This is a genomic window from Rhodococcus sp. NCIMB 12038 (assembly GCF_002165735.1).
Classification (GTDB): domain Bacteria; phylum Actinomycetota; class Actinomycetes; order Mycobacteriales; family Mycobacteriaceae; genus Rhodococcus_F.
The window spans coordinates 35963-58026 of record NZ_NHML01000012.1; the positions used below are offsets into that span (position 1 = coordinate 35963).

Annotated in this window: 23 protein-coding genes and 1 riboswitch; of the genes, 10 read left to right on the forward strand and 13 right to left on the reverse strand. The window is 67.8% G+C overall.

The window, feature by feature from the left end; genetic code table 11:
* Both CA951_RS19335 and CA951_RS19340 read right to left on the reverse strand, forming a co-directional pair.
* Positions 1-1296 (reverse strand): thymidine phosphorylase, encoded by a 1296-nt coding sequence (locus CA951_RS19335; protein ID WP_087558386.1) that lies wholly within the window; start codon positions 1294-1296, stop codon positions 1-3.
* The gene (locus tag CA951_RS19340; protein ID WP_087558387.1) at positions 1289-1693 is read right to left on the reverse strand and encodes a cytidine deaminase; all 405 of its coding nucleotides are present in this window, start codon (positions 1691-1693) and stop codon (positions 1289-1291) included. Before CA951_RS19340 ends, CA951_RS19335 begins: the two co-directional genes overlap by 8 nt.
* Positions 1694-1948: 255 nt before the next feature.
* Between CA951_RS19340 and sdhC the strand changes: the two genes are divergently transcribed.
* The 6 genes from sdhC (at position 1949) to CA951_RS19370 (ending at position 7894) form a co-directional block, all read left to right on the forward strand.
* Positions 1949-2353 (forward strand): succinate dehydrogenase, cytochrome b556 subunit, encoded by a 405-nt coding sequence (sdhC, locus tag CA951_RS19345; RefSeq protein ID WP_005239889.1) that lies wholly within the window; start codon positions 1949-1951, stop codon positions 2351-2353.
* Position 2354: 1 nt separating this feature from the next.
* Positions 2355-2798, forward strand: coding sequence for a succinate dehydrogenase hydrophobic membrane anchor subunit (locus CA951_RS19350; protein WP_005239887.1), 444 nt, complete (start codon positions 2355-2357; stop codon positions 2796-2798).
* A 15-nt stretch (positions 2799-2813) separates the two neighbouring features.
* A complete protein-coding gene (gene sdhA / locus CA951_RS19355; protein ID WP_087558388.1) occupies positions 2814-4565 on the forward strand; it encodes a succinate dehydrogenase flavoprotein subunit in 1752 nt (583 codons plus the stop codon).
* Complete coding sequence (locus CA951_RS19360; RefSeq protein WP_005256985.1) at positions 4565-5344, forward strand: succinate dehydrogenase iron-sulfur subunit; 780 nt, start codon at positions 4565-4567, stop codon at positions 5342-5344. Before sdhA ends, CA951_RS19360 begins: the two co-directional genes overlap by 1 nt.
* A 155-nt stretch (positions 5345-5499) precedes the next feature.
* A complete protein-coding gene (locus CA951_RS19365; protein WP_087558389.1) occupies positions 5500-6495 on the forward strand; it encodes a malate dehydrogenase in 996 nt (331 codons plus the stop codon).
* 118 nt (positions 6496-6613) lie between these two features.
* The gene (locus tag CA951_RS19370) at positions 6614-7894 is read left to right on the forward strand and encodes a D-alanyl-D-alanine carboxypeptidase family protein (RefSeq protein ID WP_087558390.1); all 1281 of its coding nucleotides are present in this window, start codon (positions 6614-6616) and stop codon (positions 7892-7894) included.
* A 10-nt stretch (positions 7895-7904) separates the two neighbouring features.
* On the opposite strand, the gene yhjD is transcribed toward CA951_RS19370, so the two are convergent.
* From yhjD to CA951_RS19395, 5 genes are all read right to left on the reverse strand, one after another.
* Positions 7905-8927 (reverse strand): inner membrane protein YhjD, encoded by a 1023-nt coding sequence (gene yhjD, locus CA951_RS19375; protein WP_087558391.1) that lies wholly within the window; start codon positions 8925-8927, stop codon positions 7905-7907.
* 4 nt (positions 8928-8931) lie between these two features.
* Complete coding sequence (gene trpS, locus CA951_RS19380; protein WP_087558392.1) at positions 8932-9966, reverse strand: tryptophan--tRNA ligase; 1035 nt, start codon at positions 9964-9966, stop codon at positions 8932-8934.
* A gap of 52 nt (positions 9967-10018) precedes the next feature.
* Complete coding sequence (locus tag CA951_RS19385) at positions 10019-10825, reverse strand: exodeoxyribonuclease III (RefSeq protein ID WP_087558550.1); 807 nt, start codon at positions 10823-10825, stop codon at positions 10019-10021.
* 35 nt (positions 10826-10860) lie between these two features.
* Entirely contained in the window at positions 10861-12084 is a 1224-nt protein-coding gene (locus CA951_RS19390; RefSeq protein ID WP_179220246.1) for an MFS transporter, read from the reverse strand.
* Between the two features lie 202 nt (positions 12085-12286).
* Positions 12287-13510, reverse strand: coding sequence for an NADP-dependent isocitrate dehydrogenase (locus tag CA951_RS19395; protein ID WP_005560536.1), 1224 nt, complete (start codon positions 13508-13510; stop codon positions 12287-12289).
* Positions 13511-13784: 274 nt separating this feature from the next.
* A riboswitch (SAM riboswitch) is annotated at positions 13785-13905 on the forward strand.
* A gap of 117 nt (positions 13906-14022) precedes the next feature.
* On the opposite strand from CA951_RS19395, the gene CA951_RS19400 reads away from it, so the two are divergent.
* Positions 14023-15306 carry a bifunctional o-acetylhomoserine/o-acetylserine sulfhydrylase gene (locus tag CA951_RS19400; RefSeq protein WP_087558393.1) on the forward strand — a complete coding sequence of 428 codons (1284 nt, stop codon included), beginning with the start codon at positions 14023-14025 and terminating at the stop codon, positions 15304-15306.
* Entirely contained in the window at positions 15303-16427 is a 1125-nt protein-coding gene (locus tag CA951_RS19405; RefSeq protein ID WP_087558394.1) for a homoserine O-acetyltransferase, read from the forward strand. Before CA951_RS19400 ends, CA951_RS19405 begins: the two co-directional genes overlap by 4 nt.
* A gap of 30 nt (positions 16428-16457) precedes the next feature.
* Here CA951_RS19405 and CA951_RS19410 read toward each other — a convergent pair whose 3' ends face one another.
* From CA951_RS19410 to CA951_RS19420, 3 genes are read right to left on the reverse strand one after another with little or no spacing between them, the layout of a single operon-like run.
* Positions 16458-16742 (reverse strand): DUF3017 domain-containing protein, encoded by a 285-nt coding sequence (locus CA951_RS19410; RefSeq protein WP_015889999.1) that lies wholly within the window; start codon positions 16740-16742, stop codon positions 16458-16460.
* 1 nt (position 16743) lies between these two features.
* Positions 16744-17604 (reverse strand): bifunctional methylenetetrahydrofolate dehydrogenase/methenyltetrahydrofolate cyclohydrolase, encoded by an 861-nt coding sequence (locus tag CA951_RS19415; RefSeq protein ID WP_179220247.1) that lies wholly within the window; start codon positions 17602-17604, stop codon positions 16744-16746.
* A 33-nt stretch (positions 17605-17637) separates the two neighbouring features.
* Positions 17638-18243, reverse strand: a complete 606-nt coding sequence (locus CA951_RS19420) for a pentapeptide repeat-containing protein (RefSeq protein ID WP_087558396.1) — start codon at positions 18241-18243, stop codon at positions 17638-17640.
* Positions 18244-18286: 43 nt separating this feature from the next.
* Here CA951_RS19420 and CA951_RS19425 point away from each other — a divergent pair, with 43 nt between their 5' ends.
* Entirely contained in the window at positions 18287-18754 is a 468-nt protein-coding gene (locus tag CA951_RS19425; RefSeq protein WP_087558552.1) for a tRNA (cytidine(34)-2'-O)-methyltransferase, read from the forward strand.
* Here the strand turns inward: CA951_RS19425 and CA951_RS19430 are convergent.
* Positions 18735-19679 (reverse strand): LysR family transcriptional regulator, encoded by a 945-nt coding sequence (locus CA951_RS19430; RefSeq protein ID WP_087558397.1) that lies wholly within the window; start codon positions 19677-19679, stop codon positions 18735-18737. The two genes, CA951_RS19425 and CA951_RS19430, sit on opposite strands and share 20 nt — an antisense overlap.
* Before the next feature lie 89 nt (positions 19680-19768).
* Here CA951_RS19430 and CA951_RS19435 point away from each other — a divergent pair, with 89 nt between their 5' ends.
* Complete coding sequence (locus CA951_RS19435) at positions 19769-20812, forward strand: TDT family transporter (RefSeq protein WP_087558398.1); 1044 nt, start codon at positions 19769-19771, stop codon at positions 20810-20812.
* A gap of 33 nt (positions 20813-20845) precedes the next feature.
* On the opposite strand, the gene CA951_RS19440 is transcribed toward CA951_RS19435, so the two are convergent.
* Complete coding sequence (locus CA951_RS19440; RefSeq protein ID WP_087558399.1) at positions 20846-21154, reverse strand: rhodanese-like domain-containing protein; 309 nt, start codon at positions 21152-21154, stop codon at positions 20846-20848.
* Positions 21151-22044 carry a DUF4349 domain-containing protein gene (locus tag CA951_RS19445; RefSeq protein WP_087558400.1) on the reverse strand — a complete coding sequence of 298 codons (894 nt, stop codon included), beginning with the start codon at positions 22042-22044 and terminating at the stop codon, positions 21151-21153. The genes CA951_RS19440 and CA951_RS19445 overlap by 4 nt, the downstream gene beginning before the upstream one ends.
* Positions 22045-22064 lie beyond the last annotated feature (20 nt).

Below are 22064 nucleotides of genomic sequence, written 5' to 3' on the forward strand. Positions count from 1 at the left end.
TTAGCGTGAGGGATCCTCAATCCGCTCGATGACGAGCGGTGTGATCACCGGCGGCGCGTCGGCCACGACGGTCCAGGCTTCGGAAAGTGCGGCTTTCGCCGCGGCGAACCGTTCGGGCGTGTCGGTGTGCAGCGTGACGAGCGGGGTGCCGACCGACACCGTCTCCCCCGGCTTCGCGTGCAGTTCGATGCCGGCCCCCGCCTGCACCGGTTCACCCTGCCGGGTGCGGCCCGCGCCGAGCCGCCAGGCGGCGAGCCCGACTGCCATGGCGTCGAGGCCGCACACCACACCGTCCGACTCGGAGAGCAGCACCTCGGTGTGCCGGGCCGTCGGCAGCGCGGCGTAGGGGTCGCCGCCCTGGGCGGCGATCATTCTCCGCCAGCGGTCCATGGCGGAGCCGTCCCGCAGCTTGTCGGCCGGGTCGACGCCGTCGATTCCGGCTGCCTTCAACATTTCTCGCGCGAGTTCGAGGGTCAGTTCCACGACGTCGGACGGGCCGCCCCCGGCGAGCACCTCCAGCGATTCGCGCACCTCCAGCGCATTGCCGGCGGTGTGGCCGAGGGGCGCGTCCATCGCCGTGAGCAGTGCCATCGTCCGCACCCCGGCGTCGTTCCCGAGGTCGACCATCGTCTGGGCCAGTTCGCGTGCGTCGTCGAGCTTTTTCATGAACGCGCCCGAACCGACCTTCACGTCGAGGACCAGTGCGCCGGTGCCCTCCGCGATCTTCTTGCTCATGATCGAACTGGCGATCAGGGGAATCGACTCGACGGTCCCGGTGACGTCCCGCAGTGCGTACAACCGCCGGTCCGCCGGGGCCAGGTCGGAGCTTGCGGCGCACACGACGGCGCCGACCTCGGGGTCGGACAGGATCTCGGCCATCTCCGACGTGTCGAGGTCGGCGCGCCAGCCCGGGATCGACTCGAGCTTGTCGAGGGTTCCGCCGGTGTGGCCCAGTCCGCGTCCCGACAGCTGCGGGACCGCGGCGCCGCACGCGGCGACCAGTGGTGCGAGCGGGAGCGTGATCTTGTCGCCCACACCACCCGTCGAGTGCTTGTCCACGGTGGGGCGGCCGAGGTGGGTGAAGTCGAGGCGGTGACCGGACGAGATCATCGCCGTGGTCCAGCGGCTCACCTCGTCGCGCGTCATCCCGCGAAAGAAGATCGCCATCGCCAGAGCCGACATCTGCTCGTCGGCCACGACACCCCGGGTGAATGCCTCCACCACCCAGTCGATCTCTGCACCGGACAATTCTCGGCCGTCGCGCTTGGCGGCGATGATCGACGAGGCGTCATGCATGGCTGATTCTCCCCTTCTCCTCCGGACCGAAAGCGTCCGGCAGCAGCTGTTCCAATGGGCGCACGCCGGCCCGGTGGTCGACGAGCAGTCCGGGGCCGCCGTGCTCGAAGAGAATCTGCCGGCAGCGTCCGCACGGCATGAGTATGTCGCCACTCGCGTCACAGCAGGTGAAGGCGATTAATCGCCCGCCGCCGCCCGCAAACAAGTTACCGACCAGTACGCACTCGGCGCAGAGCCCCAAACCGTATGAGACATTTTCCACATTGCATCCGACGACGATTCGTCCATCGTCCACCAGCGCCGCCGACCCCACCGCGAACCCGGAGTAGGGCGCGTAGGCCCTCTCCATCACCTCATGCGCGTTGGCGCGCAACAGTTTCCAATCGATCTCGACCATGGTTACCCATCCAATCACGTGGGCTGAATGGATGCAGAGAATCGCCCGGGACGACCCGATCCGTATTGGAGAGGCAAACCTAAGTTCATTTGCAGGGGCGGTACGAACCCCGACTCGAATTAGTTCCCGCGTTTCTGTTGGGTTTAGAGTTCAGAGAAGTCGGTTCAGGAACACGTCGGGTCCCCAGTTGTGGTATGTCCGCAACGCTGCGCAGACTCGACACGTCCACCAATGACGTTGGAGGCACAGCACTCGATGAGTACTACGACTGAAGCCGCTCCGGCCAAGGAGCGCACACGGTCGCTTTACCGGGGCGACCCCGGAATGTGGTCCTGGGTTTTGCACCGGATCACAGGCGTAATGACGTTCTTCTTCCTATTCGTGCACGTGCTGGACACCGCGCTCGTGCGGGTGAATCCCGACACGTACGACAGTGTCATCGAGACCTACAAGAACCCGATCGTCGGGCTCATGGAGCTCGCTCTCGTCGCCGCGGTGCTGTACCACGCACTGAACGGTGTCCGGGTGATGCTGGTGGATTTCTGGTCCAAGGGACCGCAGTACCAGCGCCTGATGCTCTGGGTAATCCTCGCGATCTGGTTCCTGGTGATGATCCCGGGCGCAGGCCGCATCTTCTACAACATGTTTGCGGGGCACTGACATGACGACAGAAGCCAAGAGTCTCGGCAAGACCTACGACCGTCCCGCCAGCCTGGACAACCCGCGCTCTCCGCGCCGGACCTCGAAGAACAACTTCGAGCTGTACGCCTGGCTGTTCATGCGGTTCTCCGGTCTCGCACTGATCTTCCTCGTGCTCGGCCACCTCTTCATCATGCTGATGCTCGACGACGGTGTGCACCGCATCAACTTCGCGTTCGTCGCAGGCCGCTGGTCCAGCCCGTTCTGGCAGTTCTGGGACCTCACCATGCTGTGGCTTGCCCAGCTGCACGGCGGAAACGGACTCCGCACGGTCATCGCGGACTACTCCCGCAAGGACTCCACGCGCTTCTGGCTGACCACGATCCTCGTTCTCTCGATGATCCTGATCATGGGCCTCGGCACGTACGTCATCTTCACCTTCGACCCCAATATCTCGGCGAGCTAGGGGAGCACAGACTTCATGCAGGAACACCGTTATGACGTGGTCATCGTCGGTGCCGGCGGCGCCGGCATGCGCGCAGCGATCGAGGCCGGTCCCCGCGCCCGCACCGCGGTACTGACCAAGCTCTACCCCACCCGCAGCCACACCGGCGCGGCCCAGGGCGGCATGTGCGCCGCGCTGGCGAACGTGGAGGAAGACAACTGGGAGTGGCACACCTTCGACACGGTCAAGGGCGGCGACTACCTCGCCGACCAGGACGCCGTCGAGATCATGGCCAAGGAGGCCATCGACGCGGTGCTCGACCTCGAGAAGATGGGTCTGCCGTTCAACCGCACGCCCGAGGGCAAGATCGACCAGCGTCGTTTCGGTGGTCACACCCGCGATCACGGTAAGGCCCCCGTGCGCCGCGCATGTTATGCCGCGGACCGCACCGGTCACATGATCCTGCAGACGCTCTACCAGAACTGCGTCAAGCACGACGTGGAGTTCTTCAACGAGTTCTACGCCCTCGACATCGCGATCACCGAGACGGAGAACGGTCCCGTCGCCACCGGTGTCATCGCCTACGAGCTGGCCACCGGCGAGATCCACGTCTTCCACGCGAAGTCCATCGTGTTCGCCACCGGCGGCTCGGGACGCATGTACAAGACGACGTCCAACGCGCACACCCTCACCGGCGACGGCATGGGCATCATCTTCCGCAAGGGCCTCCCGCTGGAGGACATGGAGTTCCACCAGTTCCATCCGACAGGCCTGGCCGGGCTCGGCATCCTCATCTCCGAGGCCGTGCGCGGTGAGGGCGGAATCCTCCGCAACGCCGACGGCGAGCGGTTCATGGAGCGCTACGCCCCCACCATCAAGGACCTCGCACCCCGTGACATCGTGGCGCGGTCGATGGTTCTCGAGGTGCTCGAGGGACGCGGCGCGGGACCGAACAAGGATTACGTCTACATCGACGTGACCCACATCCCCGAGGAAGTCCTCGACGAGAAGCTCCCCGACATCATGGAGTTCTCCCGCACCTACCTCGGTGTGGACCCGGTCAAGGAACCCGTGCCGGTGTACCCCACCTGCCACTACGTCATGGGCGGCATCCCCACCAGGATCAACGGTGAGGTCCTCCGCAACAACGACGAGATCGTCCAGGGCCTGTACGCCGCCGGCGAGTGCGCCTGCGTCTCCGTCCACGGCGCGAACCGTCTCGGCACCAACTCGCTGCTCGACATCAACGTCTTCGGACGCCGCGCCGGCATCGCCGCCGCCGAGCACGCCAACAACAGCGAGTTCATCGCCCTGCCGGAGACGCCCGAGAAGATGGTCGACGAGTGGATGGAAACCATCCTGTCGGACCACGGTCACGAGCGGGTCGCGGACATCCGCAGCGAGCTGCAGCAGTCGATGGACAACAACGCCTCGGTGTTCCGCACGGAAGAGCGCCTCACCCAGGCACTCAAGGACGTGCGCGCACTGAAGGAGCGCTACAACCACATCACGGTGCAGGACAAGGGCAAGCGCTACAACAGCGACCTGCTCGAGGCCGTCGAGCTCGGCTTCCTCCTCGAAATGGCGGAGGTCACCGTCGTCGGCGCGCTCAACCGCAAGGAATCGCGCGGCGGCCACGCCCGCGAGGACTTCCCGGACCGCAACGACGCCGAGTACATGAAGCACACGATGGCATACAAGGAGGGCGACGGCCTGCTCTCCGACATCCGTCTCGACTACAAGCCGGTAGTCCAGACCCGCTACGAGCCGATGGAGCGTAAGTACTGATGAGCGCACCTGCAGTCGACAAGAGCGAGAACAAGTCGGATCTCCCTCCCGTTCCCGAGGGCGCCGTCATGGTCACCCTCAAGATCGCGCGGATGAACCCGGAGTCCGGCGAGGGCCAGCACTGGGACAGCTTCCAGGTTCCGGCGCTGCCGACGGACCGCATGCTGAACCTGCTCCTGTACGTGAAGGGCTACCTCGACGGCACCCTGACGTTCCGCCGCAGCTGCGCCCACGGCGTGTGCGGTTCGGACGCGATGCGGATCAACGGAGTCAACCGTCTGGCCTGCAAGCTCCTCATGAAGGACATGCTGCCCAAGGACGGCAAGCCGGTCACGATCACCGTCGAGCCCATCAAGGGCCTGCCGGTGGAGAAGGACCTCGTCGTCGACATGGAGCCCTTCTTCGACGCGTTCCGCGCCGTGAAGCCGTTCCTCATCACCACCGGCAACGAGCCCACCCGTGAGCGCATCCAGTCGCAGCACGACCGGGCCCGTTTCGACGACACCACGAAGTGCATCCTGTGTGCCTGCTGCACCACGTCGTGCCCGGTGTACTGGAGCGACGGCAGCTACTTCGGTCCCGCTGCCATCGTCAACGCGCACCGCTTCATCTTCGACAGCCGTGACGAGGGTGCGTCGGAGCGTCTCGACATCCTCAACGACAAGGACGGCGTCTGGCGTTGCCGGACCACGTTCAACTGCACCGACGCGTGCCCCCGCGGCATCCAGGTGACGAAGGCGATCCAGGAAGTCAAGCGCGCGCTGCTCTTCGCACGCTGACCCCAGGTCGTCCGAGCACGTTCCAGGGCGCCCCCGGCCACTTCGGCCGGGGGCGCCCTGCGTCGTGTCCAAGCTCACCGTCCGATCCGTTCCACGGTGAGATCTCCGCGCTAGTGTCGAGAACGGATGCTCCCGACGAAGAGCGAGGTTCACACATGACGCAGTCGCCCACTCCCGCGGTGGTCACGGTCACCGGAGCGGCAGGCAGTATCGGTTACGCGGCGCTGTTCCGGATCGCCGCGGGCGCGATGCTCGGCCCCGACACCCCGATTCGACTGCGGCTCTTGGAAATTCCGTCCGCCGTGTCCGCGGCCGAAGGCACCGCGATGGAACTCGACGACAGCGCCTTCCCTCTCCTTCGCGACGTCGAGGTCCACGACGACCCGAAGCGGGGTTTCGACGGCACCGACGTGGCCCTGCTCATCGGATCACGTCCCCGGTCCAAGGGGATGGAGCGCGGCGACCTGCTGGCCGCGAACGGGCAGATCTTCACCGTGCAGGGTCGCGCGATCAATCAGGTTGCCGCGGAGGGCGTCCGGGTGCTGGTCGTGGGCAACCCGGCCAACACCAATGCGCTGGTCGCCGCGAACAACGCCCCCGACGTGCCCGCGGAGCGGTTCACGGCACTGACCCGGCTCGACCACAACCGCGCGATCGCCCAGCTGGCACGGCACTCCGGCGCCGCGGTGAAGGACATCAGCCGGGTCACGATCTGGGGCAACCACTCGAGCACCCAGTACCCGGACATCTTCCACGCGCGGGTCGGGGACCGGTCCGGCGCCGAGTTCGCCGCGGACCGCGAATGGCTCACCGGCGATTTCATTCCCACCGTCGCGAACCGGGGCAGCGCGATCATCGAGGCCCGCGGCGCATCGTCCGCGGCCTCCGCAGCCAACGCCGCGATCGACCACGTGCACGACTGGGTGCTCGGCACCCCCGACGACGACTGGACGTCCGTGGCGCTGCCCTCCACCGGCGCCTACGGAGTGCCGGAGGGGCTCGTGAGCTCGTTCCCGGTCCGCTCGGTCGACGGGGTCTGGCAGGTCGTGGAGGGGCTGGAGATCGACGACTTCTCGCGGAAGCGGATCGACGCGTCGGTGGCCGAACTCGAATCCGAACGCGACGCCGTCCGGGGCATGGGTTTCATCTGACCCGGCCGTCCGCGCCTCGGCACGGGGCACGGACGTCACGAATGCGTGTCGACGCGCGTCCGTTTTCGGAACCGGCCCGGTCATCGCATACGCTGCCTCTTCGATGATGTGGCGTCGAGTGTGTACCGCGGTAGTGTCCGGAACCCTGCTGGCCGGACTCTCGGTGAGCGCTGCCGGGGCGATCCCGCCCCCGGTCCCCCCCTCCCCCACCTCGGCGCCGTTCACCACCCCCAACACCGACGACTGCCCGCACCGCTCGGCGCCGGCCCCCGCGATCGACCTGTCCGAGGTGCCGCAGCCCGGTGATCCGGCACCGACCGCCGTGTCCGTGCCCGACGAGCCGGTGGGCGGGCCGAAACTCGCCGAATGCGGGGTGACGCTTCCCGACGGCGCCCCCGCGCTGCCCGCCGACATCGCGGCGTCCGGCTGGGTGCTGGCCGACATCGACACCGGCGACGTGCTCGCGGCGAAGGACCCGCACGGCCGGTACCGGCCGGCCAGCACCATCAAGATGCTGCTCGCGCTCGTGGCGCTGGACGAACTGGATCTCGACAAGACCGTGACCGCCACCGCCGAGGACGCCGCCGTGGAGGGCAGCGCGGTCGGGATCGGCAAGAACGGTCAGTACACGAACCGGCAGCTGATGCAGGGCCTCGTGATGGCGTCGGGGAACGACGCCGCCCACCTCCTCGCCCGGCAACTCGGCGGCGACGCCGCGACGGTCGAGAAGATGAACCGTCTCGCCGACAACCTCGGCGCTCACGACACGAGGACCGCGACCCCGTCCGGACTCGACGGGCCCGGCATGAGCAGTTCGCCGTTCGACCTCGCGCTGATCTTCCACAACGCGATGAAGAACCCGACGTTCGCGGAGCTGATCTCCACGGAAACCGTTCAGTTCCCGGGCTTCCCGAAGGATCCCGCGATCCCGGAAGACCAGGACCGGCCGCCGTTCGCACTCGCCAACGACAACCAACTGCTCTACAACTACCCGGGTGCGCTGGGCGGCAAGACCGGATTCACCGACGACGCCCGCCACACGTACGTCGGCGGCGCCGACCACGACGGCCGCCGCCTGATGGTGACACTGATGGGAGCCGAGGCGCAGCCGATCCGAACCTGGGAACAGGCGGCGCGACTGCTGGACTACGGGTTCGCCCTCGACCGCGACGCCCGGGTGGGGTCGCTCGAGGACCTGTACCCGGCCGAGGACGGGTCGGACGCGGTCCTTGCCGCACCGCCGCAACAGGATTCGGCCGCCGCCACGAGTTCCGTCGTCGCCTCCGGTTCCGACCACCCCGACCACACGCTGGCCCTGCGGGCGGGCGTGGGGATCGTCGGGGCGGCCATCGTCGTCGTGCTGGTGCTCTGCGCACGCCGGCTGTCCCGCAGGCGCTGACGCTCCCCGATCAGCGCTTGCTGCGGGTGAACAGTCCGGACAAGCCGAGCGCGGCGAGGGCACCCACACCGACCAGGGCGAGTCCCCCACGCACCCCCGGACCCTCGTGGACCTCGATCCGCGGCGTGATGACGGCGGGATCCGGTGGCGGCACGAACGCGAGCGCCATGCTGGCCCTGGTGGTCGCGGCCCACGCCGTCGAGAAGAGCAGCATCCGGCAGGTCAGGTAGATGAACACGAGCAGACCGATGATCGGGCCGAACGCCACTCCTGCCGGACCGGCGGTGACCGCCGTGAGATAGATGGCGCCGACCTGCTTGAAGATCTCGAACACCACGGCCGCGAGCAGGGCCGCCTTGATCGCACTGCGGAACGTCACGGGCTCCCGGGGCAGCCGGGCGATCACCCAGGCGAACACCGCCCACGTCGCGACCAGCGAGAGCACGGTCGACAGTGCGCGCAGTCCGGCGTCGACGCCGGTCACCTCGTCGAGGTTGAGCACCTCGACCACCGTGCGGGCCACCGGACCGCTGCTCAGCGCGGACGATCCGATCGAGACGATCATCGCCAGGCCCAGCCCGAGCAGAGCACCCGCGTCGCCCAGCTTGGTGCGCACGAATCCCTTCGACTCGCGCTGGCTCTCCCACATCGCCGTGAGCGCGTCACGCAGGTTCGCCATCCACCCCAGACCGGCGTAGGCGGCGCCGAGCAGACCGAGGATACCGACGCTGGCGCGGGACGCGATCGCCGAATCGATGATGGTGTTGAGCGTGTCACCGAGACTTCCGGGCACGTTCTTCGTGATGCCGTCCTGCAGTTCCTGCAGCAACTGCGGCTGCCCGGCAAGCACGAAACCGGCGACGGCGAACGCGACCATCAGGATCGGAATCAGTGCGAGCACACTGAAATACGTGATACCCGCCGCGTAGTAGTCACCCTTCTGATTCTGGTACCGCTGAGCGGCCCGCATCAGATGGTCGAACCAGGGGCGCGCTGCCCGCTGCTTGTCGAGAAAACTCGGTTCGTCAGCCACAGTGCTATCCCTTCGGTGTCAAAAACCCTACCTTCTCGTACACGGCCGCCAACGTCTGCGACGACACTTCACGGGCACGGTGGGCACCGGCCGCGATGACCCGATCGAGTTCCGCCTCGTCCGAGAGGTACCCCTCCACTTTCGCTTTCAACGGTGTCACGAATTCGGCGAGAACGTCGGCCGTATCGGTTTTCAGGTCGCCGTAGCCCTTGCCCTCGTACCCGGCGACCAACGTCTCGACGGGGGTGCCGGACAACGCCGACTGGATGGTGAGCAGGTTGCTCACACCGGGCTTGGCCTGCGGGTCGTACCGGATCTCCCGCTCGTTGTCGGTGACCGCGGACTTGATCTTCTTCGCCGACACCTTGGGGTCGTCGAGCAGGTTGATCAGGCCGGCCGGGCTCGGACCGGACTTGCTCATCTTCGACGTCGGATCCTGCAGGTCGTAGATCTTGGCGGTGCCCTTGATGATCTGGGCCTCGGGAATGACGAACGCCTTCCCGAACCGGGTGTTGAACCGCTGGGCGAGGTCGCGGGCCAGTTCGAGGTGCTGACGCTGGTCCTCACCGACGGGAACCCGCTGCGGGCGGTACAGCAGGATGTCGGCGGCCATCAGCACCGGATACGTGAACAAGCCGACACTGGCGTTCTCACTGCCCTGCTTCGACGACTTGTCCTTGAACTGCGTCATTCGGCTGGCCTCACCGAAACCGGTGATGCAGTTGAGAACCCACGCCAGCTGCGCGTGCTCGGGGACCTGACTCTGGACGAACAGCGTGGCGCGGTCGGGATCGATTCCCAGCGCCAGCAACTGTGCCGCCGCGATCTTCGTGCGGCGGCGCAGTTCCTTCGGGTCCTGCGCCACCGTGATCGCGTGCAGGTCGGGGATGAAGTAGAACGCGTCGAAGTCGTCCTGCAGAGGCACCCACTGCTGCAGAGCACCCAGGAAGTTGCCGAGGTGGAACGAGTCGGCGGTGGGCTGGATGCCGGAGAGCACCCGCGGTTTCGCGGTGGGTTTCTGAGCTGCAGGGGTCGACATGAGTATTGATCTTTTCACGTGTGCCGTGACGACACGAATCAGATACCGCCCGTCACCGGTACTGGACGGTGACCGGCGCGTGATCGGACCACCGCTGGTCGTAGGTTTCGGCGCGCTCGACGACGGCCTGCTTGGCGCGCTCCGCCAGTTCGCGGGTGGCGATCTGGTAGTCGATGCGCCAGCCGGAGTCGTTGTCGAACGCCTTCCCGCGGTACGACCACCACGAATACGGTCCCGCGACGTCCGGTTCGAGCAGGCGCACGACGTCGGACCAGTGCGCGTCCTCCGCGAAGAGCGCGGACATCCACTCCCGCTCGTGGGGCAGGAATCCGGAGTTCTTCTTGTTCGTCTTCCAGTTCTTCAGGTCGAGTTCGGTGTGGGCGATGTTCCAGTCACCGCAGACCACGACGTGCCTGCCTGCCGCGACGGCGGCCGCGGCGGTGGCTGTGAGGTAGCGGGCGAAGGAGTCCATGAACCGCTCCTTCTCCTCCTGCCGGGGTGTCTGGGCCTCACCCGACGGCAGGTACAGACTCGCCACGGTCAGGTCGTCGAAGTCCGCCTCGATGTAGCGGCCCGCGGCCGCGAACTCCTCGTCGCCGTGGCCGACGCGAACGGCGTCGGCCGGCTTCCGGGACAGGATCGCGACGCCGTTGCGCCCCTTCGACGACGGTTCCGCCGACGCCAGGTTCCATCCGCCCTCCAGGGCGGGCGCGAGGGTCTCGGCGAGCTGCTCGTCGGACGCCCGCGTCTCCTGCAGGCAGACGACGTCGGCCTCCGTGCGCTCCATCCACTCGGTGAGTCCCTTGCGGGCGGCCGCGCGGACTCCGTTGACATTGACGGTGGTGATGATGTGTGGCACGGCAAGCACCGTAGCGGACGCGTACGACAGCGCGGCTACCGAGACGAACGGGCGCTGCGGCGTTCCAGCGCGACGGCCACGGTGAGGACGACGAGGCCCGCGACGGCGAGCAGCGCCCCGACCGCGGCGGGCGCCGTGTAGCCGTAACCGGCGGCGATGACGACGCCACCGATCCACGCCCCGAACGCGTTCGCGATATTGAGGGCCGCGTGGTTGAGCGACGCGGCGAGGGTCTGGGCGTCGGCGGCGACGTCCATCAGCCGGGTCTGCAGTCCGGGAACCATCGACGCGCCCGCGGCGCCGACGAAGAACACCAGCAGCAGCGCCGTGTACGGGTTGTGCGAGGCGATCACGAAGATGCCGAGCACCACCCCGAGCGCCGTCATCGCGGCGAACAGACCGGGAACCAGGGCCCTGTCGGCGAGCCTGCCACCGATCAGATTGCCCGCGACCATGCCCAGCCCGTAGATCATCAGGGCCAGCGGCACCAGCGACCGCGACAGCCCGGCGACGTCGGTGAGGGTCGTGCTGATGTAGGTGTAGACCGCGAACATGCCACCGAATCCGACCATGCCGATGATCAGCGTCATCCACACCTGCGCGCGCCGCAGGGCACCGAGTTCGGTGAGGGGATTCGTCATCCGCATGGCGGCGAGCGCGGGCACCCACGACCAGATCGCGCCCAGCGTCACGACACCGATCAGCGCGACGAGTGCGAACGCGCTGCGCCAGCCGAGGGTCTGACCCAGCCACGAGGCGACGGGCACGCCGACGACGTTCGCCACCGACAGACCCATCATGACGAGCGCGACCGCCCGGGCCCGCTGTCCTCGCTCGGCGAGATGCGCCGCCACCAGGGCCGCGACGCCGAAGTACGCGCCGTGCGGGAGGCCCGCGACGAACCGCGCGGCCATCAGAACCCCGTAGTTCGGTGCGAACACGGTGGCGGCGTTGCCGATCGTGAACGCCGCCATCAACGCGATCAGCAGCGTCTTGCGGGGCACCCGCGCGGTGAGTGCGGCGATGAGCGGCGCCCCCACCACCACACCCAGGGCGTACGCCGAGATGACGTGCCCGGCCGTCGGCTCGGTGATCCCGAGGCTCGACGCCATCTCGGGAAGCAGTCCCATCGCCACGAACTCGGTGGTGCCGATCCCGAAGCCGCCGAGCGCGAGCGCGATCATGGCGAGCTTGCGGACGGACGGATGTTGCGCGATGACACCGAGGTGCTCGGGACGGACCGGGGTGGAAGTGCTCACAGCAGAACTTTCGACTAGGCAGAAATACGACTACGCGGCGCACGGCGCCTCGTTGCGCAACGACCCACACCGGAATTCTCTTCCCCGGATTCCGGTTTTCGCGCCGCGAGCGGCCGTGAGATGACTCACCCGGTCCCGGAGACGCGAAACGGGACACCCCGGCGAGGGGGCGTCCCGTTTCGTACTGCTGTGGCGCGAGTGCCTACTGCTCGGCGATGGCCTTCTGGAGGTTGATGTCCAGCGCACCGAGGAATTCCTCGGTGGTCAGGTAACCCTGGTCGCCGCCGACCAGCATCGCGAGGTCCTTCGTCATCTGGCCACCCTCGACGGTCTTGATGACCACGTCTTCGAGCTTCTGAGCGAAGCCGATGACGTCGGGGGTGTTGTCCAGCTTGCCGCGGTGCTCGAGTCCACGGGTCCACGCGAAGATCGACGCGATGGGGTTGGTGGACGTCGGCTTGCCCTGCTGGTGCTGACGGAAGTGACGCGTCACGGTGCCGTGCGCGGCCTCGGCCTCACACGTCTTTCCGTCCGGGGTCAGCAGCACGGAGGTCATGAGGCCGAGCGATCCGAAGCCCTGCGCCACGGTATCGGACTGGACGTCGCCGTCGTAGTTCTTGCAGGCCCAGACGTAGCCGCCCTCCCACTTGAGCGCCGACGCGACCATGTCATCGATGAGGCGGTGCTCGTAGGTGAGTCCGGCCGCGTCGAACTCCGGCTTGAACTCGGTCTCGTAGACGTGCTGGAAGATGTCCTTGAACGCGCCGTCGTACGCCTTGAGGATGGTGTTCTTGGTCGACAGGTACACCGGGTAGTTCTGCTGCAGGCCGTAGTTGAGCGAGGCGCGCGCGAAGTCCTCGATGGACTTGGTGAAGTTGTACTGACCCTGGACGACGCCGCCGCCTTCGGGGAAGTTCACCAATTCGTGCTCGATCGGCTCGCTGCCGTCCTCGGGCGTGTAGGTGATCATCACCTTGCCGGGGCCGGGGACCTTGAAGTCGGTGGCGCGGTACTGGTCGCCGAAGGCGTGACGGCCGATGATGATCGGCTTCGTCCAGCCCGGAACCAGTCGCGGAACGTTGGAGATGATGATCGGCGCGCGGAAGATCGTGCCACCGAGGATGTTGCGGATGGTGCCGTTGGGCGACCGCCACATCTTCTTGAGGCCGAATTCCTCGACGCGTGCCTCGTCCGGGGTGATCGTCGCGCACTTGACGCCGACGCCGTGCTTCTTGATGGCGTTGGCCGCGTCGACGGTGACCTGGTCGTCGGTCTCGTCCCGGTACTCGATACCGAGGTCGTAGTACTCCAGGTTCACATCCAGGTAGGGATGGATCAGCTTGTCTTTGATGAACTGCCAGATGATGCGTGTCATCTCGTCGCCGTCGAGTTCGACGACGGTGCCCTCAACCTTGATTTTGGACATGGGTGCTTCGCGTCCTCCTAGGAAAATTCCCTGGTTACACGGTTGCGGGCGCACTTCGTGAGTGGGTCCGCGAACGGTTCGCTTATCAAACGTAGACGGTCGATGCGGCCGCCGGGGAGACCGCAGTTAAACAAGACAAGCGTACTGCTATAGCCGGGACGCGCAAGATCTGGGTGCAAAATTCCACGCCTACTGGCGGGTAACTTTCGCCTGCTAGCAGGCCTGATCGGTGCCGTTTCCGGTCGTTCCACCCCAGCCGCTAAGATTCGACAGAGGTCATGAGTGCCAGCAACGAGCCCCGGCTAGCTGGCCGGCAACCCTCCGCCGCGGTGGGGTGCCCCGGGTGATGACCTGGTTTCCTGATTCATACAACAGTCGGGTGACAAGCGCGGGTCCGACATCGGAGGTTCATGATGCGTTGTTGTTGTCGTAGATAGAGCCCAGACAAGCCCTGTGCGCGAACGAACCAGATTGTCGTCCGCGCCTCGTCAGACCACTGGAGTAGACAGCACATGACCGAGAACTGGTCGTTCGAGACCAAGCAGATCCACGCCGGGCAGACGTCCGACGCGACCACCAAGGCGCGGGCGCTGCCGATCTACCAGACCACCTCGTACACGTTCGACAGCACCGACCATGCTGCCGCGCTGTTCGGTCTGGCCGAACCGGGCAACATCTACACCCGCATCATGAACCCCACCCAGGACGCCGTCGAGCAGCGCATCGCCGCCCTCGAAGGCGGCGTCGCCGCCCTGCTGCTGGCGTCCGGGCAGGCCGCCGAGACGTTCGCGATCCTGAACCTCGCCGAGGCAGGCGACCACATCGTCTCCAGTCCCCGCCTGTACGGCGGCACGTACAACCTCTTCCACTACACGCTGCCCAAGCTCGGCATCGAGGTCTCGTTCGTCGAAGACCCCGACGACCTCGAGCAGTGGAAGAACGCGATCCGGGACAACACGAGGGCGTTCTACGGCGAAACCATCTCCAATCCCCGCAACGACGTGCTCGATCTGCCCGGCATCTCCGGCATCGCACACCAGCACGGGATCCCGCTGATCGTCGACAACACCGTGGCCACCCCCTACCTGATCCGCCCGCTCGAGCACGGCGCGGACATCGTGGTGCACTCGGCCACCAAGTACCTCGGCGGTCACGGCACGGCCATCGCCGGCGTCATCGTCGACGGCGGCACGTTCGACTGGACCCAGGGCAGGCACCGCAGCTTCACCACCCCGGACCCGAGCTACCACGGCGTCGTCTACTCCGAACTCGGACCGCCCGCGTACGCCCTCAAGGCGCGCGTGCAGTTGCTCCGCGACCTCGGTTCCGCGATCTCCCCGTTCAACGCGTTCCTCATCGCGCAGGGCCTCGAGACGCTGAGCCTGCGGATGGAGCGACATGTGTCCAATGCGACCGCCGTCGCCCAGTACCTGGAGGCGCGGCCGGAGATCGTGTCCGTCGGATACGCCGGGCTCCCGTCGTCACCGTGGTACGACCGGGCGAAGCAGATCGCGCCGCGCGGCGCGGGTGCCATCGTGACGTTCGAACTCGCCGGCGGCATCGACGCGGGCAAGAAGTTCGTCAACGCACTCACCCTGCACAGCCACGTCGCGAACATCGGCGACGTCCGCTCGCTGGTGATCCACCCGGCGTCCACCACACACTCCCAGCTGACCCCGGAGGAACAGGCCGCCAGCGGCGTCACCCCCGGACTGGTCCGCCTGGCAGTAGGCATCGAAGGGATCGACGACATCATCGCCGATATCGAGACCGGAATTACGGCGGCGGCATCTTGACCGTGAGCGCAGTGCAGAACCTCCCCGTGGCCGACGGACGTCTCGGCACCGTCGACATCGGATCGCTCGAGCTCGAGAACGGCGCGGTGATCCCGTCCGTGACCCTCGCCGTGCAGCGGTGGGGCGAACTGTCCCCGAACCGCGACAACGTGGTGCTCGTCGAGCACGCCCTGACCGGCGACTCCCACGTCACCGGCCCCGTCACCGACGAGCACCCCTCCCCCGGATGGTGGAGCGGAATGGTCGGTCCGGGTGCGCCGATCGACACCGACGAGTGGTGCGTCGTCGCGACCAACGTCCTGGGTGGCTGCCGCGGCACCACCGGTCCCGGTTCGGTCGCGGCGGACGGGCGCCCGTGGGGCAGCCGCTTCCCGGAGATCACCATCCGCGACCAGGTCGCGGCCGAGAAGAAGTTCACCGATCTGCTGGGGATCGAGAAGCTGGCGTCCGTGGTCGGTGGTTCGATGGGCGGCATGCGAGCGCTCGAGTGGGCCGTCACGTACCCGGACCAGGTGGCGTCGGCGCTCGTCCTCGCCGTCGGCGCCCGCGCGACCGCGGACCAGATCGGCACGCAGACCACCCAGATCGAGGCCATCACCAGCGATCCCGACTGGCTGGGCGGCGACTACCACGGCACCGGCCGGATCCCCCGGGCCGGACTGCGCATCGCCCGCAGGATCGCGCACCTCACGTACCGCACCGAGAGCGAACTCGACTCCCGGTTCGCGAACTCGCCGCAGGACGGCGAGGACCCGTGGCGCGGCGGGCGGTACTCCGTCGAGAGCTACCTCCAGCACCAGGCCGACAAGCTGGTCGGCAGGTTCGACCCGGGCACGTACGTGCTGCTGTCCGAGGCCATGAACCGGCACGACGTGGGTCGCGGCCGCGGAGGCATCTCGGCTGCGCTGGGGACGATCACCGCACCCGTCATCGTGGGCGGCGTCGACTCCGACCGCCTGTACCCGATCCGCCTGCAGGAGGATCTGGCCGAGGACATCCCCACCTGCGACGGCCTGCGGGTGCTGAACTCGCGGGACGGCCACGACGGGTTCCTCACCGAGGCGGCCGCCGTCGCGAAACTGCTGTCCGAAACGATGCAACTGGCCCGCGCCGGACGCTGATCCCGCGCCTTGTGACGCCCGCTCGGACCGTCAGTCGGTTCCGAGCGGGTCGATCGACACGGCCAGCCACACGATCGCGCCGCCGACGGCCACGAGTGCGCCCACGTCGAAGGCCCTGCTGCGCACCGCGAGCAGTCCGACGCGCTCCGATGGCATCGTCAACCGGAACGCCGCCGCGAGCAGGGTGGCGACACCGAACACGAACGCTCCTCGCCGCCACCGGTCCGCAAGCACGAACACCACGGCCACGACGATGACGACGAGGACTGCCAGCATCGGCAGGTTCTTCTTCGCGAACTGCCCCCAGTCGGCCATCTCAGCCGAGAGACGCTGCGACACGCTCAGCCCGCTCCACGACGTTGGTCAGCAGGAACGCACGGGTCAGGGGTCCGACCCCACCGGGGTTCGGGGACAGGAAACCGGCGACCTCGGCGACGTCCGCCGCCACGTCGCCGCGCAGTCCGTCCTCGGTGCGGCTCACACCCACGTCGAGTACCGCGGCACCGGGCTTGATCATGTCGGCCGTCACCAGCCCGGGGACACCCGCCGCCGCGATGACGATGTCGGCGCGCCGGACCTCCGCTCCGAGGTCCCGCGTGCGGGTGTGGCAGAGGGTGACGGTGGCGTTCTCGCTGCGCCGGGTGAACAGCAGACCGATCGGACGGCCCACGGTGACACCGCGACCGACGACGACGACGTGCGCCCCCTCGATCGGGACCTCGTAGCGGCGCAGCAGGTGCAGGATGCCGCGCGGCGTGCACGGCAGCGGCGCTTCCTTGCCGAGCACCAGCCTGCCCAGGTTGACCGGGTGCAGGCCATCGGCGTCCTTGTCGGGGTCGATGCGCTCGAGGGCGGCGTTCTCGTCGAGCTGCTTCGGCAGCGGAAGCTGCACGATGTATCCCGTGCAGTCCGGGTTGGCGTTGAGCTCGTCGATGGTGGCGTCGAGCTTCTCCTGCGTGATGTCGCCGGGCAGGTCGCGGCGGATCGAGGTGATCCCGACCTTCGCGCAGTCGTTGTGCTTGCCGCGCACGTAGGCGGCCGACCCCGGGTCGTCCCCCACCAGGACGGTGCCGAGACCGGGCGTGATGCCCTTGTCCTTCAGGGCGCTCACCCGCACCTTCAGGTCTTCGAAAATCTCGTCGCGGGTCGCCTTGCCATCGAGGATCGTTGCAGTCACATGCCCCATTCTCTCAGGTTCGGATAACCCGCGTCAGGTCGGTTCCACCACGAGCCCGTTGGCCGTCGCGTACGCGATGGCCTGGGTGAGTTCGATCTGCGCCTTGTCCAGTGTGGCGGCCGTCCACAGGTTCGCGTCGACGTGCGCCCCGCGCAGGTCGGCGCCGTCGAGTTTCGCGCCGCCGGCGCGGGCTCCGAACAGGTCCGCCGAACGGAGCACGGCCCGGCGGAGGTCCGTGCGGACGAGGTTGGCTTCCCGGAACCGGCAGTCCGTGAAATCGAGTCCACGCAGGTCCGCACCGCCCAGCGACACGAGCGTGAAGTCGCACTCGTCGAAGACCATCGGGCGTAGCCGGCAGTTGTCGAACTCCGACCCGAGGAAGCTGCAGTTGCGGAACTCGCTGTGCCACAACGTGGTTCTGGTGAACGAGCACGAGCGGAACGCCGTGCCCACGTGGTGCGACTCGGCGAGGTCGGCGCCCGTGAAATCGCAGTCGGTGAAGATCACCGACTCAGTGCGGAGTTCACTCAGGTCGGCGTCACGGAAGTTGCATTTCGTGTAGTGCCGCCGCTGCCAGTTCTGCGCGGGGAGGCGCGCGTCGCCGTAGTCCTCACCCACCACCTCTTCGACCGGATCCATGCGTCCATCATGCCGCCTCACGGTGTGGCCCTAAGCTGTGCGGGTGTTCCGAGTGATGTTCCACGAACCCCGAATCCCACCCAACACCGGCAACGCCATCCGCATGGTGGCGGGCACCGGTTGCGAACTGCACCTCGTGGGACCGCTCGGGTTCGACCTGTCCGAGCCGAAACTGAAACGGGCCGGGCTCGACTACCACGACCTGGCGTCGGTGACCGTGCACGAGAACCTGGAGGCGGCCTGGGCGGCGGTGGAACCGGCGCGGGTGTTCGCATTCACCGCGCACGCCACCGTGTCGTACGCCGACATCGCCTACCAGCCCGGCGACGTCCTGCTGTTCGGTCCGGAACCCACCGGGCTGTCGGCGGAGGTGCTGGCCGATCCGCACGTGACGGAGCGAGTCCGCATCCCGATGCTGCCCGGCCGGCGGTCGCTGAACCTGTCCAACGCCGCGGCCCTCGTGACGTACGAGGCGTGGCGCCAGCACGGATTCAGCGGGGCTGCGCTGTAGCTCCGGCAGTCACGGCCCCGACCCCCGCGGCCGCGCCGGCACCGAGTGCGATGTCGAGGAAGTCCCGGGCCGCACCCTGCACCCCGCGCACCGGGTCCCAGACGGCGGACAGCCGCCGCGGCAGCGTCAGCCCCTCCACCTGAACGGAGGCGAGCCTGCCGTCCGTCAGGTCGGCGGCGACCGCCAGCGAGGACAGCACCGCCGGAGCGTTGCCCGCCACGACCGCCGCCTTCACCGCCGTGCACGACGTCAGCTCCAGCAGCGGCGGCACGCACTGCGGGACCGCGTTCTCGAGGGTGGTGCGCGTTCCGGACCCGGATTCGCGCTGGATCATCGGGGTCGCCGCGAGTTCGGACACCGGAATCGGTGACCGGCGCACCCATTCGTGCTCCGGCGGCACCACGACCACCAGGTGGTCGCGGCCGATCTCCCGCACCTGCAGTCCCGCCGGAATGTCCGGGCCCTCGACGAACCCGAGGTCGGCCTCGCCGGACAGCACCCGGGCGGTCACCTCGGACGAGTTGAGCAGCCGCACGTTCGTGACCACGTTCGGGTACTTGCGCCGCATCGCGACGGTCCACCCGGGAACCAGGTACTCGGCGATCGTCATGCTGGCCGCGACCGTGAGGCCGGCCTGCCGTTCCCCTCGCAGCGCCGCGACTCCCGACGCCAACTCCTCCGCGGTGGCGAGGATGTGACTCGCCCATTCGAGGATGAGCGCGCCCTCCGACGTGGGCCGCACCCCGCTGGCGCCGCGGCTGAACACCTTGATGCCGAACTGACGCTCGGCCGACCGCACCCGGGCGCTGACGGCCTGCTGACTGAGACCGTGCTCGCGCCCCGCCGCACCCATGCTCCCGAGCCGCTCGACGGACAGCAGGACGTCGAGGGCACTGAGTTCGGGTACTCGGGGAGACAGCGGCACAACCCAAGGCTAGTCCCACAAACGTGATTTGTGGGCATTCAACGACAAGCCTTCTACCGGCCACGACGATGCGACGGCAAGCTCTGGGTATGACCCCGAATTGGTTCGCAGCAGTGATGGGCACCGGCATCCTCGCAGTCGTCGCCGCCGCATTTCCGGCCGGCGTTCCGGTGGTCCGGACGGCCTCCGAGGTCTTCTGGCTGATCGCCGTGACGCTACTCGTGCTGCTGACGACCGCACTGGTGCGGCACTGGATCCACCGCCGCGACGACGCCCTCGCCGACGCCCGCAGCCACACGATGTTCCCGTTCTACGGCGCCGTGTCGATGGCGGTGCTGACCGTCGGCGCCGGCACCGGATCAGCGGGTCGCGCGCTTCTCGGCGACGTCGCCGTCCCCGCCTCGGCCACGCTGTGGACGATCGGGACCGGCATCGGTCTCGTCACCTACGCCGTCATGGCCCGCAGGCTGACCCGGCCCCACCAGGTGACCCCGGTGCCGTCCTGGCTCATGCCCGTCGTGCCGCCCATGGTGTCGGCCGCCTCCGGAGCCGCACTGGTCAAGCACCTCCCCGAGGGCGCACCGCAGATCGCGATGCTGGTGGTCTGTTACTCGCTGTTCGCGCTGGCGCTGAGCGCCGCACTGACCGTCGCCGTCGTCGTCGGACGCCATCTGCTGAGCAACGGACTCCCCGCCACCCCGCTCGTGCCCACGCTCTGGATTCCGCTCGGCGTGATCGGGCAGTCGGTGGCGGCGATCAATCTGCTCGGCGCGGCGTCCGGCCACGCCTGGCTCCACAGTGTGGGCGTCGTCTACGGGACCACCGTCGGCGCGCTCGGCGTCCTCGCCCTCGCGACCGTGGTCACCGTGACCGCCAGGGCCTTTCGCCGCGGGCTGACGTTCACACCCGCCTGGTGGAGCTTCACGTTCCCCGTCGGCACCTGCGCACTGGGCGCGAACTCGCTCGGCCTGGCGACGGACTCCGTCGTGATCGTCGGCGCAGGCGTGGCCCTGTGGTGCGCGCTGGTCATCGTCTGGGGCACCGTCGCGGTCCACACGCTGCGGCACGCCGCCGGGCAACTGGGCGAACGCGGCACCCGGGACGGCGTCCTCGCCTACAGCGTCAGCCGCTGACCGGAATTACGCGCCGGACACAATAGCCACGAGTCACGCGCCGGACTCGATGGGGCGGCCGGACTGCATCCACGCGGACGTCCCGCCCGCCACCGACACGGCGTTGATCCCCCGCGCATTCAGGTACTCCGCCGCCTGCAGGCTCCGGCCGCCGACCGCGCAGATCACGTAGACGACGTCGGCATCCGGGATCTCGTCGACGCGCGCGACGAACTCGCTGAGCGGAATCAGCGTCACCCCGGGAACCCGGGCCTGGGCGTACTCGTCAGCCTCGCGCACGTCGATGACGGGGGCGCCCGACGCCAATGCGCCGTCCAGGGCATTCAGGTCGACTTCGATCATGGGGTCTTCGCCTCTTCTCGTTCCGGCGCCGGGCCCGACGGGGGGCTGGGCGGCCTGTTGTACATCCGGCGCAGACGGTACGCGCCGTACACGACCAGTGCGATGACGGCCACGAAACCGAACCAGGGAATCAGCGCCCCCACGACCACTGCGCCGGCCGCGATCGCCGACAGCAGGGCGTTCCAGCCCGCGACGACGCCTTCCCAGAAGTTGTCCGGACCGGTGCTCGGCCGTTCGGCATCGGTGGTGGTGACGTCGATCATGATCGTGGCCAGCGCCACCTGGTCGCTCAGCGATCGCTTCTGAGCGGTGAGGCTGTCCAGTTCGCCCTGCCGCTCGGACAACGCCTTCTCGGCCTCGATCAGATCCGCGGTGTTCGCGGCCGACGTGATGAGCCCCTGCAGGCGGGTGACGGACGCCGTCAACGCGCCGATCCGGGCGTCGAGATCCTGCGACTGCATCGTCACGTCGCTCTTCGTGACACTGACGCTGGTGACCTTGCCCAGCTCGCGCAGATCGTCCAGCGTCCGGGTGAGCGAGTCGGCGGGTACCCGGATGGTGAGGGAACTGCTCGCGTCCTGGCCGTCGGAGCCCGGCTGTTCGGTGAGTTGGTCGATGCGCCCGCCCAGATCGTCGACCTTGTCCACAATCTGCCTGCCGACGGCCACCGGGTCGCCCGCGGTGAGCGCGACCTGACCGGTGATGATCTCCTGGCGCTCGGTGGGCGCCTGGTCTTTCGCGGGTTGCTGTACCGCGCCACCGATTTCCATCCGGCTCGAGTCCCCCGGCGAGGGGGCGGGCGACGACTGGGAGGAGCCGCTGTTCGAACCCCCGCACCCCGCGAGCGCCAGCGTGGCCACGACGATCGCCGACAACACGTATCTCCTCATGACCAGATGCTAGCGGTGCG

Bases quoted from the DNA above. Each gene is read 5' to 3' on its own strand.
- CA951_RS19335 (WP_087558386.1), bottom strand. From the start codon at position 1,296: ATGCATGACGCCTCGTCGATCATCGCCGCCAAGCGCGACGGCCGAGAA.
- CA951_RS19395 (WP_005560536.1), bottom strand. From the start codon at position 13,510: ATGTCCAAAATCAAGGTTGAGGGCACCGTCGTCGAACTCGACGGCGAC.
- CA951_RS19440 (WP_087558399.1), bottom strand. From the start codon at position 21,154: ATGATCGAAGTCGACCTGAATGCCCTGGACGGCGCATTGGCGTCGGGC.
- trpS (WP_087558392.1), bottom strand. From the start codon at position 9,966: ATGTCGACCCCTGCAGCTCAGAAACCCACCGCGAAACCGCGGGTGCTC.
- sdhC (WP_005239889.1), top strand. From the start codon at position 1,949: ATGAGTACTACGACTGAAGCCGCTCCGGCCAAGGAGCGCACACGGTCG.
- CA951_RS19435 (WP_087558398.1), top strand. From the start codon at position 19,769: ATGACCCCGAATTGGTTCGCAGCAGTGATGGGCACCGGCATCCTCGCA.
- sdhA (WP_087558388.1), top strand. From the start codon at position 2,814: ATGCAGGAACACCGTTATGACGTGGTCATCGTCGGTGCCGGCGGCGCC.
- CA951_RS19410 (WP_015889999.1), bottom strand. From the start codon at position 16,742: ATGGCCGACTGGGGGCAGTTCGCGAAGAAGAACCTGCCGATGCTGGCA.
- CA951_RS19445 (WP_087558400.1), bottom strand. From the start codon at position 22,044: ATGAGGAGATACGTGTTGTCGGCGATCGTCGTGGCCACGCTGGCGCTC.
- CA951_RS19340 (WP_087558387.1), bottom strand. From the start codon at position 1,693: ATGGTCGAGATCGATTGGAAACTGTTGCGCGCCAACGCGCATGAGGTG.
- CA951_RS19400 (WP_087558393.1), top strand. From the start codon at position 14,023: ATGACCGAGAACTGGTCGTTCGAGACCAAGCAGATCCACGCCGGGCAG.
- CA951_RS19350 (WP_005239887.1), top strand. From the start codon at position 2,355: ATGACGACAGAAGCCAAGAGTCTCGGCAAGACCTACGACCGTCCCGCC.
- CA951_RS19365 (WP_087558389.1), top strand. From the start codon at position 5,500: ATGACGCAGTCGCCCACTCCCGCGGTGGTCACGGTCACCGGAGCGGCA.
- CA951_RS19420 (WP_087558396.1), bottom strand. From the start codon at position 18,243: ATGGATCCGGTCGAAGAGGTGGTGGGTGAGGACTACGGCGACGCGCGC.
- CA951_RS19360 (WP_005256985.1), top strand. From the start codon at position 4,565: ATGAGCGCACCTGCAGTCGACAAGAGCGAGAACAAGTCGGATCTCCCT.